Genomic DNA, 9,289 nt, shown 5'->3' with positions numbered 1-9,289 from the left:
CACCTGACCCCATGCCGAACTCAGAAGTGAAACGCTGTAGCGCCGATGGTAGTGTGGCATTCGCCATGCGAGAGTAGGACACTGCCAGGCACCCAATACAAGAAACCCCGCTCACTCGAGCGGGGTTTTTTATTGCCTGAAATTCACGTTATCCATCCATATCTGGTTGATTTACCACCACGATTGTATCGTTATACAACTTGATCAGCACAGGGCAGCTCCATGTTGACTATCCCATCTTCCAGCTGAATATCGATCTTGAAACCGAGCCGTTTGGCCAGATTGATCATGCCGCGATTGCTGGGCATGGTCATGCCAGAGAGCTGGCCTATGCCACGCTCTCTGGCATAGCGCACGATCTTTTCCATCATCAACTTGCCGAGTCCGAGCCCTTTCAAGTCTGAGCGGACTAGGATGGCAAACTCCGCATCCGATTGATCCGGGCTGGCAATGGCTCGCACCACTCCCAGGATCTGCTGGCTGAAAGGGCCGTCCTGACCCACGGCGACGAAGGCCATTTCCCGGTCATAATCGATCTGGGTCATGCGGGCCAGCTCCTCATGCCCCAGCTCCCCCACATCGGCGAAGAAGCGTTTGTACCTGTCTTCATCAGACACCTGTCGCACGAACTGCTTGTGGGCGGGCTCGTCTTCGGGGCGGATGGGGCGCAGCAGCACATGACTCTGATCTTTCAGCCAGGCACCCTCTTCCAGCTCGGTAGGATAGGGGCGAATGGCCAGTGGCAGCACTTGTTGCCCTCGCTCTGCCAAGACGAGCCGGGCATCCAGGATCACCATCTCTTCGCCACAGGCCTGCAGCGGGTGCAGATCCAGTTCTTGTATCTCGGGGAAGGCCAGCAGCAGCTCGGAGAGCTGGCACAGCACCTGGCCGAGGGCGTCGATATCGAGCCGTACCGGACTGGCCTGCTCACGGATCTTGCCATCCTTGAGGGCACCAATGATCTGGTAGCGAGCCAGTGCCTGGTTGAGGGGAGGAAGAGCCGCGACCATGTCGCGGGGCTCGGCGCCGGATTCCCCGAGCAGGATGACGGGGCCGAAGACAGGATCCTGCTGCAAGCGGATCCGTAGCTCCAGACCCCCGCTGCGGCGTGCCATGCGTTGTACCAGAAGCCCTTCTATGCGGGCGCCAGGATCGTGCTGACGTACCCTGTCCAGAATGGCATCCGCCGCCTGGGCGACTTCCGCCGAGGTGCGTAGGTTCAGCATGACACCGTGTACATCGGATTTGTGGGCGATGTCGGGAGATCGCAGCTTCACCGCTACGGGGTAGCCAATCTGTTCTGCAGTCAGTGCGGCCTCGATGGCATCGGAAACGATCCAGGTCGCGAGGGTGGATAGCCCGGCTGCCTGCAAGATGGGATGGGCCAGGTGGGTGTCCAGCACCCGCTGCTGGCGGTCCAGCGCTTGCCCAAGGAGCTGCTGGCAGCGCTCGACATCGAGCCTGTCGCCCTGCAGGGAGGCCGGTGTTTCCATCAACTGTTTCTGGTTGCGGCGATATTCCACCATGTGCATGAAGGCCGTGACGGCGCTTTCCGGGGTGCGATAGGTCGGGATACCCGCCTCGTTGAACAGGCGTCTCCCCTCTTGGGCGGAGTATTCGCCTGCCCAGTTGGTCAGGATGTTGAATCGTCTGGCCCTGGGATGCTGCTTGATGAAGTCGATCAGGCTGCTGGCGAGGGTGACACCTCGGGCGGTGAGGGACGGTGCATGGATCAGCAGGATGGCATCGGCACCGTCCCCTTGGAGCAGCGTCTCGAGTGCACTCTTGTAGGCCTCGATATCTGCATCGCTGCCGATGTCGAGGGGTGGCATCGCCAGCTTGCCTCCCCGAGACAGCAGTACGTCTGCGGCCATGTTGGCGAGGCCGCGCCCGTTGGAGAGAATGGCGAGCCGCTCCCCCTTGAGGGTCAGGGAGTGGCTCAGGGTCTCGACAGTAGCAAACAGTTCGTGGGTATCCCGGACGCGCAGCATGCCAGCTCGGCGGATGGCGGCATCATAGACATTGTCGAGACCGTTGGCCGGGTCATGCCGACCGCTCTTGAGGATCAGGATGGGTTTGTTGCGCGAGGCGGCACGGGCGGCGGAGAGAAAGTGCCTGGCATCGTGCAGCTTGTCCATGTAGATCAGGATGGCGCGGGTCGTCCCGTCCCGGGAGAGCTGATCCAGCAGTTGGCCAAAGTCGATGTCGCAATGATCGCCCAGGGAGATGAAGGCCGAGAAGCCGATTTCGCGCTGCTTGGCCCAATCCAGGATGGTGGTGCTGACCGCTGCCGACTGGGAGAGAAACGCCACCTGTCCCGGAGTCGCTGCAATGGGGGAAAAGCTGGCGTTGATACCCTGCCCGGGGAGCAGCATGCCCATGCTGTTGGGGCCGAGCAGCCGGATGCCGTATTGCTGGCACAGATGCTTGAGCCGCAGGCGCTCGTCAGTGGAGAACTGGGCGGCCAGTATGATGGCGGCTCCGGTTCCTTTCTTGCCGAGCTCCTCGATGAGCGGCAGTACCCGTTCGCGTCGGGTGCAGACGATGGCGAGATCGGGGGAGAGGGGAAGGCTCTCTATGTCCGGATAGGCGAGCACGCCAGCGATGGCCTGGCTGCGGGGGGCTACGGGTAGTATGGGGCCTTGGAACTGACCCGCCAGCAGGTGCCGGATGACCACATGGCCTGCTTTCTGCGGATCACTGGAGGCGCCGATGACGGCGATCGAGTGAGGTTTGAAGAGCCGATCCAGGCCGCTTTGTTTCATGGGCACTCCTCGTGGTGGCCCCCGGGGCGAGGGGGGCGGATGGTGCCAGTCTAATACGCTTTACGTGCGGGTTCTGTGACCGATTGCGGATCACGATCTGGCCAGTGCGCTGGCGCGCAGATAAAAGCGCAGCTCCCCCTGAATGCATTGCACCGTGGCGAGGTGCCTGTCCTGGAGATAGATCTCCTGCTCCCGATCGAGTTCATGGCGCTGGACCCCGAGGCTTTGCAGATATTCTGCGAACAGGATGGCACTGCGGATTTCGACAAGATGCTGGCTCACGCTCTATTCCTTGATGGTGGCTGGATGGTGCCGGCCAGTGTCCCTCTTCTCCCCCACTTTCATACTGATACATTTGACACTCACTGTGGCTCCGACGCCTGCCGGATCAGCGAAGGCCTCCCTGGCCGCGTGCGGTGTCCCAGAAGGCGCGGATCAGCGGCTCTTCCAGCCGCTTCTTGAGCACGGCGATGCCGACGTCGAACGCCTTGAGCGCCGGTTTGGGCTCGACCACACGCACCTTCTCCCCCATGGGGCTGTGATCGATGACGGCGGCAGGCACGACACCCACACCGAAGCCGAGGGCCACCATGGCGACGATGCCCTCGTTGCCCGCCACTTCTGCATAGATGTTGGGAGCTATCCCCTTGTTGCGAAACCATTGATCACAGCGCTTTCGGGCCAGCCCCTGTTCGGAGAGGATCAGCGGCAGGCGCTCCCAGTCAGGTTCGCCCTGGGGGAACCACTGACCCTGCTGGGGGGCATTGCGGGGGGCGATGAACACCAGAGGGACTTGTTGCAGGCTGGCGAATTCCAGCTTGGACGAGAGCGCATCCGGCCTCGCTGCGATGGCGAGATCGGCTTCGTCAGCCAGGATCTTGTCCACTGCCAGTGCCGGGTCGCCGGTCTCCAGCTTGATCTCCAGCTGGGGATAACGGCGACGAAAGCGTTCCAGTACCTCGGGCAGCAGAAAGTAGCTGGCGGTAACCGAACAGAACACCCGCAGCCGCCCTTGCAGCGGCTCGTCGCTGCGCTTGAGCTCCTGTTTGAGTTGGCGCCACTCCTGCAGCAAGGCACCGCCAAACTCCCGCAGCTTGTCACCAGCAGGGGTGAGCCGCACCGAGCGGTTGTCCCGCTCGAACAGCACGCAGCCGGTCTCCTGTTCCAGTCGCTGGATGGCGCGGCTCAGGGTGGAGGGGCTGACCGCCATGGCATCGGCGCTTTTGCCGAAGTGGAGGGAGTCGGCGAGGTGGAGAAACAGTTCGAGATTGCGAAGGTCCATCTTTTTATTCCTGCGGCGTTGTCAGGCTCCCTGTAGCACGATGGCTCGGCGGTGGGAGATTGCGGGAAATCATATTTCAATTCCTGCAACGTACTATTTCGAATATATCAGTTCAGGCAATAAGTGTCCCGCGCTATAGTGGTTTCGACAACGCCGCTATCCGGCATGGAATCAATCGAACGGAGCAATCACCATGGCTAACTATTTCAACACCTTGAACCTGCGTCAGCAGTTGGCCCAACTGGGCAAGTGTCGTTTCATGCAGCGCGAAGAGTTCGCGGACGGCTGCAACGTGCTGAAGGGCAAGAAGGTGGTGATTGTGGGCTGTGGCGCCCAGGGCTTGAACCAGGGTCTGAACATGCGCGACTCCGGGCTGGACATCTCCTACGCCCTGCGCAAGGCCGCTATCACCGAGAAGCGCGCCTCCTGGCAGAAGGCCACCGACAACGGCTTCGTGGTCGGCACCTATGAAGAGCTGATCCCGACCGCCGATCTGGTGCTGAACCTAACTCCGGACAAGCAGCACACCGACGTCGTCAAAACCGTGATGCCGCTGATGAAGCAGGGCGCCGCTCTGGGCTACTCCCACGGCTTCAACGTGGTGGAAGAGGGTCAGCAGATCCGTTCCGACATCACCGTCGTGATGGTTGCACCCAAATGCCCGGGCACCGAAGTGCGTGAAGAGTACAAGCGTGGTTTCGGCGTACCAACCCTGATCGCCGTCCACCCGGAGAACGATCCCCAGGGTGAGGGCATGGCCATCGCCAAGGCGTGGGCCTCTGCTACCGGTGGCGACCGTGCCGGCGTGCTGGAATCTTCCTTCGTCGCGGAAGTGAAATCCGACCTGATGGGCGAGCAGACCATTCTGTGCGGCATGCTGCAGGCCGGTTCCCTGCTCTGCTACGACAAGCTGGTTGCCGAGGGCACCGACCCGGCCTATGCCGGCAAGCTGATCCAGTTCGGCTGGGAGACCATCACCGAGGCCCTGAAGCAGGGCGGCATCAGTCTGATGATGGACCGTCTCTCCAACCCGGCCAAGCTGCGTGCCTTCGAGCTCTCCGAGCAACTGCGCACCCTGATGCGTCCGCTGTTCGAGAAGCACATGGATGACATCATCGCCGGCGAGTTCTCCCGCGGCATGATGGCTGACTGGGCCGAAGACGATGCCAAGCTGTTCGGCTGGCGCGAAGAGACCGGCAAGTCCGCCTTCGAGAATGCCCCTGCCTATGCCGGCAAGATCGCCGAGCAGGAGTACTTCGACAATGGCGTGGTCATGGTGGCCATGGTCAAGGCGGGTGTCGAGCTGGCGTTCGAAACCATGGTGGCCTCCGGCATCTATGAAGAGTCCGCCTACTACGAGTCTTTGCACGAGCTGCCGCTGATCGCCAACACCGTCGCCCGCAAGCGTCTGTACGAGATGAACGTGGTCATCTCCGATACCGCGGAGTACGGCAACTACCTGTTCGCCAACGCCGCCGTGCCGCTGTTGCGCGAGCACTTCATGCCGACCCTGCAAGCAGGGGACCTGGGCAGTGCCCGTGCCGAGAGCAAGGCGGTGGACAACCTGGCCTTGCTGGCTGCCAACGAAGCGACCCGCAACCACCCGATCGAGAAGATCGGCCAGACCCTGCGTGGTTACATGAAGGACATGAAGCGTATTGCCGTCGGCGGTTAAGCCTTCGCTGAGCGGCATCGGAAGGGGCGGGGATGACGATCCCCGTTACTGGCTGGCTTAGACACCTGGCCTGTCGTCCGGATGATGCAAACAGACCGATTGATAGCAATAAAAAAGCCCCGCTCATCGAGCGGGGCTTTTGCATTCTGGAGGGCCGGAGCAATCAGGCCTTCCAGGCTTTCCAGGTGTTGATCAGGCCGTTGGTGGAGCCGTCGTGGCTGGTGACGGCCTCATCGGTGCCCAGCTCCGGCAGGATCTTGTTGGCCAGCTGTTTGCCCAGCTCCACACCCCACTGGTCGAAGGAGAAGATGTTCCAGATTGCGCCCTGTACGAAGATCTTGTGCTCGTACATGGCGATCAGGGAGCCGAGGGTTTTCGGAGTCAGCTGCTTGAACAGGATGGAGTTGGTCGGGCGGTTGCCTTCGAACACCTTGAACGGCACCAGATCCTTGACCTGCTCCAGCGTCTTGCCGGCGGCCAGGAACTCGGCCTCCACCGCTTCCTTGCTCTTGCCGAAGGCCAGGGCCTCGGTCTGGGCGAAGAAGTTGGCCAGGAGCTTCGGATGGTGGTCACCGATGGGGTTATGGCTGATGGCCGGCGCCAGGAAGTCGCAGGGGATCAGCTTGGTGCCCTGATGGATCAACTGGTAGAAGGCGTGCTGGCCGTTGGTACCCGGCTCACCCCAGATGATGGGACCGGTCTGGTAGTCCACCGGATTGCCGTCACGATCCACGTACTTGCCGTTGGACTCCATGTTGCCTTGCTGGAAGTAGGCAGGGAAGCGATGCATGTACTGATCGTACGGCAGGATGGCTTCGGACTCGGCACCATGGAAGTTGTTGTACCACAGGCCGATCAGGGCCAGCAGCACGGGCACGTTCTGCTCATAGGCGGCAGTGGCGAAGTGCATGTCCATCTCGAAGGCGCCTTGCAGCAGGGCCTCGAAGTGCTCGAAGCCGAGGGAGAGGGCGATGGGCATGCCGATGGCGGACCAGGAGGAGTAACGGCCGCCGACCCAGTCCCAGAACTCGAACATGTTGTCGGTGTCGATGCCGAACTCGGCCACGGCCTTGCCGTTGGTCGACAGGGCGGCGAAGTGCTTGGCCACGTGAGCCTTGTCACCGGCGTGACCGAGGAACCAGTCGCGGGCGGTCAGGGCGTTGGTCATGGTCTCCTGGGTGGTGAAGGTCTTTGAGGCCACCAGGAACAGGGTGGTTTCCGGATCGATCTTCTTGAGCGTCTCGGCGATGTGGGTGCCGTCGACGTTGGAGACGAAGTGCATCTCCAGGTGATTCTTGTAGGGGCGCAGGGCCTCGGTGATCATGACGGGGCCCAGATCGGAGCCACCAATGCCGATGTTGACCACGTGCTGGATGGCCTTGCCGGTATAGCCCTTCCACTCGCCACCGATGACCTTCTCGCAGAAGCCCTTCATCTTGGCCAGTACGGCGTTCACTTCCGGCATCACGTCCTTGCCGTCAACCTCGATGGGACGGTCGGAGCGGTTGCGCAGGGCGGTGTGCAGTACGGCGCGTCCTTCGGTCATGTTGATCTTGTCGCCGTTGAACATGGCGTCGATGGCGCTGCGCAGATCGGTCTCGCCAGCCAGGTTCACCAGCAGCTTGAGGGTCTCTTCGGTGATCAGGTTCTTGGAGTAGTCGACCAGGATGTCGCCACCGAAGGTGAGGGAGAACTTGTCAAAACGCTTGGGATCCTGTGCGAACAGATCCTTGAGACGCATCTCCTTGTTGGCTGCAAAATGGGCTTCCAGTGCCTGCCAGGCCTGGGTCCGGGTTGGATTGATATTTTTCATAGGATTATCAGTCTTCCAAGTTGTGTTTGAACCTTGCAGGCAAGGCTCCCGCCAAATCTTATTATGCGAGCATTATACCGGGCACTCCGTGCGCCCCGTGTAACAGAGCATTACCAATTGTCTGCAACGAGGGAGTGTACAACCAAAACAGTGCGATTATGAGTCACCCAGTACCCCGGGATCTTGCGTTCGCGCATGCTTGTTCGGGTTGAAAAGGCTTTCATTTCAAGGGGAGCACGGCCGTGGCTCTGGAAAGCTGGCGTGACAGATAAAAGGGTATTCAACAGACGCTCATCGGACGGTTTTTTGAGCAGACGCAAATGGCGGGCAACAGACGCTGGCTACCATATGAGCCGAATGGACGAGATCTCCCAGGGATGGCCAAGGTATGGAATCAATGGTGTGGAATGAGGAGATCGAGATGAAAGCCCTGTTATCCCTGTTTGCCCTGAGCCTGATCGCCACCGGCCTCATCGGTTTGCTGACCCTGACGCTGGCCAATGCGGCGCCGACGCTGGAGATCCGCGTGCTGGTGGTGATCGGAGCCGTGCTGGGGGGCTATGTGCTGATGCAGCCCCTGCTCAACCGGGTTGCACGCCGGCTGGGGTGAGAACGCGGTGCTATCTGGTGCGCAAGACCGGCCTGTGGCCGGTTTTTTCATGTCACAGAAGGCAGAAACGACAGTGCCAGCCCGAAGGCTGGCACTGGAGAACGCACACCGAGGATCAATCCGCCGTCTTCTGCATGTGAACCACACGCTGGGGGAAGGGGATCTCAATGCCCTCGGCGTCGAAGGTGAGCTTCACCTTCTCGTGGAAGTCGAACCAGACACCCCAGTAATCACCGGTCTTGACCCAGGGACGCACCACGATGTTGACTGAGGAGTCGGCCAGCGCGGCAACGGCAATGGTGGCTGCCGGCTCCTTCAGGATGCGGGGCTCTTCGCTCACCAGCCGCTCCAGGATCTGTTTGGCCTTGCGGAGATCCGAGCCGTAGCCGATGCCGAAGGTCATGTCGACGCGGCGGGTATCCATGCGCGAGTAGTTGACGATGGTGCCGTTGAGGATGGCGGAGTTGGGCACTACCACCATCTTGTTGTCACCCGAGGTGAGGGTGGTGGTGAAGAGCTGGACCGATTGCACCACGCCATTGGTGCCTGCCACCTCGATAAATTCCCCTGCCTTGATGGGGCGGAAGATGATGAGCAGGAAACCGGCGGCAAAGTTGGAGAGAGAGCCCTGCAGCGCCAGACCGATGGCCAGACCGGCGGCACCGATAATGGCGACGAAGGAGGCGGTCTGCACCCCGACCCGGCCCAGGGCGGCGATCACCACGAACACCAGGATGGTGTATTTGAGGATGCTGCCGACGAAGTGGGTGACGGTGGTGTCCAGCTTGCGGGTCTGCATCACCTTGACCACGCCACCGCTGAGAAGGTTGGCTGCAATGTAACCGACCAGCAGGGTGATCAGGGCGGCGGCGATGTTGACCGCATACTCGATGATCAGCCCCTGGTTGTTGGTCAGCCAGGTCTGTGCTTCGGTAATGATCTCGGGTTCCATAGGATGTCCTGTTGGTGTGAAGATTTATGGCAGATGAATCTAACACTTGAGCGCGACAAGCTGGGTCGCATCTGGTGCTTGTCTCTTCTTTTGTGCCACAAAAAGCAAGGGAGGCCAAGGCCTCCCGTTTTGTCACAACCCTGCTGGCGCAGGGACGCTGGGCATGTGCGCACTCAGCTTTGCAGCTGCTGG

The 9,289-nt window shown here is 60.8% G+C and carries 7 protein-coding genes; 2 read left to right on the top strand and 5 right to left on the bottom strand.

Annotation, left to right across the window (positions count from 1 at the left end):
* Nucleotides 1-191 precede the first annotated feature (191 nt).
* The 3 genes from MUW49_RS21500 to ilvY all read right to left on the bottom strand — a co-directional run bounded on the left by MUW49_RS21500 (nucleotide 192) and on the right by ilvY (nucleotide 4,047).
* On the bottom strand, nucleotides 192-2,765 hold the full coding sequence (locus tag MUW49_RS21500; RefSeq protein ID WP_244813218.1) for a bifunctional acetate--CoA ligase family protein/GNAT family N-acetyltransferase: 2,574 nt from the start codon (nucleotides 2,763-2,765) through the stop codon (nucleotides 192-194).
* 90 nt (nucleotides 2,766-2,855) lie between these two features.
* On the bottom strand, nucleotides 2,856-3,047 hold the full coding sequence (locus tag MUW49_RS21495; protein ID WP_010676124.1) for a hypothetical protein: 192 nt from the start codon (nucleotides 3,045-3,047) through the stop codon (nucleotides 2,856-2,858).
* Nucleotides 3,048-3,153: 106 nt separating this feature from the next.
* On the bottom strand, nucleotides 3,154-4,047 hold the full coding sequence (gene ilvY / locus MUW49_RS21490; protein ID WP_052816527.1) for an HTH-type transcriptional activator IlvY: 894 nt from the start codon (nucleotides 4,045-4,047) through the stop codon (nucleotides 3,154-3,156).
* Between the two features lie 193 nt (nucleotides 4,048-4,240).
* Between ilvY and ilvC the strand changes: the two genes are divergently transcribed.
* The gene (ilvC, locus tag MUW49_RS21485; protein ID WP_244813216.1) at nucleotides 4,241-5,722 is read left to right on the top strand and encodes a ketol-acid reductoisomerase; all 1,482 of its coding nucleotides are present in this window, start codon (nucleotides 4,241-4,243) and stop codon (nucleotides 5,720-5,722) included.
* A gap of 163 nt (nucleotides 5,723-5,885) precedes the next feature.
* Here ilvC and pgi read toward each other — a convergent pair whose 3' ends face one another.
* Nucleotides 5,886-7,535, bottom strand: a complete 1,650-nt coding sequence (pgi, locus tag MUW49_RS21480) for a glucose-6-phosphate isomerase (RefSeq protein WP_039040994.1) — start codon at nucleotides 7,533-7,535, stop codon at nucleotides 5,886-5,888.
* A 421-nt stretch (nucleotides 7,536-7,956) separates the two neighbouring features.
* Between pgi and MUW49_RS21475 the strand changes: the two genes are divergently transcribed.
* The gene (locus MUW49_RS21475) at nucleotides 7,957-8,145 is read left to right on the top strand and encodes a hypothetical protein (RefSeq protein WP_041212334.1); all 189 of its coding nucleotides are present in this window, start codon (nucleotides 7,957-7,959) and stop codon (nucleotides 8,143-8,145) included.
* Between the two features lie 115 nt (nucleotides 8,146-8,260).
* Here the strand turns inward: MUW49_RS21475 and MUW49_RS21470 are convergent, their stop codons facing one another.
* A complete protein-coding gene (locus MUW49_RS21470; RefSeq protein WP_039040993.1) occupies nucleotides 8,261-9,097 on the bottom strand; it encodes a mechanosensitive ion channel domain-containing protein in 837 nt (278 codons plus the stop codon).
* Between the last annotated feature and the right edge of the window lie 192 nt (nucleotides 9,098-9,289).

Source organism: Aeromonas sp. LsrichE-8G (genome assembly GCF_022869435.1).
Taxonomy (GTDB): Bacteria; Pseudomonadota; Gammaproteobacteria; order Enterobacterales; family Aeromonadaceae; genus Aeromonas; species Aeromonas caviae.
The sequence above is the reverse complement of the archived record's forward strand: the minus strand, read 5'-3'. Positions and strand labels throughout refer to the sequence as shown.

Excerpts from the sequence above, each read along its gene's own strand:
- ilvY (WP_052816527.1), bottom strand. The coding sequence starts at position 4,047 with ATGGACCTTCGCAATCTCGAACTGTTTCTCCACCTCGCCGACTCCCTC.
- ilvC (WP_244813216.1), top strand. The coding sequence starts at position 4,241 with ATGGCTAACTATTTCAACACCTTGAACCTGCGTCAGCAGTTGGCCCAA.
- MUW49_RS21470 (WP_039040993.1), bottom strand. The coding sequence starts at position 9,097 with ATGGAACCCGAGATCATTACCGAAGCACAGACCTGGCTGACCAACAAC.
- pgi (WP_039040994.1), bottom strand. The coding sequence starts at position 7,535 with ATGAAAAATATCAATCCAACCCGGACCCAGGCCTGGCAGGCACTGGAA.
- MUW49_RS21500 (WP_244813218.1), bottom strand. The coding sequence starts at position 2,765 with ATGAAACAAAGCGGCCTGGATCGGCTCTTCAAACCTCACTCGATCGCC.
- MUW49_RS21475 (WP_041212334.1), top strand. The coding sequence starts at position 7,957 with ATGAAAGCCCTGTTATCCCTGTTTGCCCTGAGCCTGATCGCCACCGGC.